Source organism: Leekyejoonella antrihumi, assembly GCF_007845645.1.
GTDB lineage: Bacteria > Actinomycetota > Actinomycetes > Actinomycetales > Dermatophilaceae > Leekyejoonella > Leekyejoonella antrihumi.
On record NZ_VCQV01000103.1, the window covers coordinates 1 to 2,450 of the forward strand.

At 68.8% G+C, this 2,450-nt stretch carries 1 protein-coding gene; it reads left to right on the top strand.

Translation table 11 applies throughout. The annotated features are described in order from the left end of the window. Positions 1-142: 142 nt before the first annotated feature. Complete coding sequence (locus tag FGL98_RS24870) at positions 143-2,422, top strand: putative transposase (protein WP_146321538.1); 2,280 nt, start codon at positions 143-145, stop codon at positions 2,420-2,422. Positions 2,423-2,450 lie beyond the last annotated feature (28 nt).

The following is a 2,450-nucleotide window of genomic DNA, read 5'->3' on the forward strand; positions in this document are numbered from 1 at the left end:
CCCTGATCTCCTGACATAGGTCGGCCGAGTTCTTCAGATTTCCCTGTCATTCCGGTGTTTTGGGGTGTGTTGAGTTACCTCTTCACAGCCCAACCCTGAGATAATACGTGTAGTGAATATCCCAGGCCTTGAAGGTGGCACGATGAGTCGTGTGAGCCAACCCGTACTGCCGCTGCTGCCGGCCGAGGCGAGGCCGATCGGCCCGATCGCTGGACTGGTCACCACGGGTGAGGGGTCGGTGGTGTTCGTCGCGGGGCAGGCGTCGTTCGCGTTCGCGGCCGGTGATGAGACCGCTCGCCGGTTGGCGGCGGTGCAGCTGGTGACGACGAAGATCGCCTCCCAGGCGGCAGTGGCGGCCGCGTTCGGCGTCGCCGCGGTGACGGTGTGGCGCTGGCAGGCCGAGTTCGCCGCCGATGGGGTGTCCGGGCTGATCTCGGCCAAGAAGGGTCCGAAGGGTCCGAGCAAGCTGACTGGCCGGCTGGCCGCCCGGATCCGCGACCTGGACGAGCAGGGCCTGACACTGGCCGAGATCTCCCGGCAGGCAGGCGTTTCCACGGCGACGGTCCGCGTCGCACTCGGCCGAGTCAATACCAGTCACACAGCGGACACCACCTGTGACGAGACCACCCCCGACGACACCGAGCCCGAGGTCGCCGACGACGAGTCGGCATTTGGCGACGGACTGGACGACGGCGGCCTCGACGGGGGTGACGATCAGCTGGGACAGGGCCAGTTGGTGTTGCCCGTGCTGCCCGCACCGATACCGCGCACCGGGGAACGACGCCTGGCTCGCACCGGCCTGCTGACCGAGGCGCCCGTGGTGTTCACTCCGGGTGCGCACCTGCCCCTGGCCGGGCTGCTGCTGGTGCTGCCCGCACTGGAGCTCACCGGGCTGCTGGCGGCGTTCGAGTCCGTGTTCGGGCGGCTGCGAAACGGGTTCTACGGGCTGCGATCACTGCTGCTGACGATGGTGTTCCTGGCGTTGCTGCGCGACCCGCGCGCGGAGGGTGCCACCCGGATCCGCCCGGCTGACCTGGGACGCCTGCTCGGGCTGGATCGGGCCCCGGAGGTCAAGACGATCCGCCGCAAGCTGAGTGAGCTCGCCGCGTATCGGCGTGGTGCTGACGTGCAGGCCGCCCTCGCGATCGCACACGCGCACGCACGCCCGGACGCGTTGGGGTTCTTGCACATTGACGGGCACACCCGGGTGTACACCGGCAAGAGGGACCTGCCCAAGATGCACGTGGGTCGGCTACACATGGCGACCCATGCGACTGCGGAGACCTGGGTCGCCGACGCGGACGCGGACCCGATCCTGGTACTCACTGGCAAGCCCGGCGCGTCCCTGGTCGGGGAGCTGGTGCGATCGATCCCTGATCTGCGGTCCTTCCTGGGGCCGCACCGGCGCGCGACGGTGATCTTCGATCGGGGTGGCTGGTCACCGGCCTGCTTCCAGACCCTGATCGACGCCGGGCTGCACGTGCTGACCTATCGCAAGGCACCGTATGACCAGCTACCCGCCAACGCGTTCCGCACGATCACCTGGACCGATCCCGAGGGGAAGAAGCGCCGGTACCGGCTCGCCGACCAGGTCGTCGACCTGGCCCTGGACGGCGGTGGCACCCTACGGATGCGGCAGGTCACCAAGCAGACCGAGGACGGCACGCAGATCCCGATCCTGACCTCCAACACCCGCCTGGCCGCCAGTGCCGTGGTGTGGCGGATGGCCGGCCGGTGGCGGCAAGAGGGCTATTTCAAGTACGCGAGAACCCATTTCGACCTCGACGTGCTGGACTGCTACACCGACCAGCCCGACGACACGGCCCGGATGGTGCCCAACCCCGCCAAGAAGACCGCCCGCAACACCGTCGCCCGAGCACGCACCAGCCTCGCGGCCGCGAACGCCGGCCTCGCAGCCGCCATCGACGACGCGGTCGCCGAAGCAGGCCGCCCCGGCCACCACGGGACCGCAGTCGTGAACCCGAAGCCCGGACAGGACGTTTCGGCCGCCACTGACCGGCTGGCCGACGCAGTCGCCGCCTCCCGGGCTACACCGACTCACGTGCCGCTGGGGCAGGTCCGACCGGGCGCACGGCTCCTGGACGAGGAGACCAAACTGCTCACCCACGCGATCCGCATGTCCGCGTACAACGCGGAGACCACGCTCGCCCGGATGATCGCGCCCTACTACGCCCGCGCCGAGGACGAGGCCCGAGCCCTGCTCCGCGAAGCATTCACCCTGCCCGGCGACATCTACATCGCCGACGACCGGCTGCACGTTGACCTCGACCCCGCGACCGCACCCCGACGCAGCCGAGCCCTCGCTGCCCTGTGCGAGGAACTGACCGCCACCGAGACCACCTATCCCGGCACCAACCTGACGATCGTCTACACCGTCAAAGACCACCCCGACCCTTCATGAACTATCCCTCTATGTCAGGAGATCAGAG

Bases quoted from the DNA above. Each gene is read 5' to 3' on its own strand.
- FGL98_RS24870 (WP_146321538.1), top strand. From the start codon at position 143: ATGAGTCGTGTGAGCCAACCCGTACTGCCGCTGCTGCCGGCCGAGGCG.